The 218-nt window shown below is 64.2% G+C and carries 1 protein-coding gene; it reads left to right on the top strand.

The genetic code is table 11. The features are described from left to right. A partial coding sequence (locus QD356_RS17825; RefSeq protein ID WP_279878505.1) for an Ig-like domain-containing protein occupies positions 1-218 on the top strand: 218 nt, incomplete at both ends.

Below are 218 nucleotides of genomic sequence, written 5' to 3'. Positions count from 1 at the left end.
CTGACCTCCGACACCACGCCGACCATCGTCGGTACCACCGATGCCGAAGACGGCAGCACCGTCACGCTGGTCATCACTGACAGTGACGGCAACGAGCAGACCGTCACCGTGACTGTCGAGAACGGCACCTACACGGTTGACGCCGAAACACCGCTGAGCGAAGGCGAGTACAGCGTCGAGGCTTCGGTCACCGACCCAGCCGGCAACACCGCGACCAG

Source organism: Cobetia sp. 2AS (genome assembly GCF_029846355.1).
Classification (GTDB): domain Bacteria; phylum Pseudomonadota; class Gammaproteobacteria; order Pseudomonadales; family Halomonadaceae; genus Cobetia; species Cobetia amphilecti.
The sequence above is the reverse complement of the archived record's forward strand: the minus strand, read 5'-3'. Positions and strand labels throughout refer to the sequence as shown.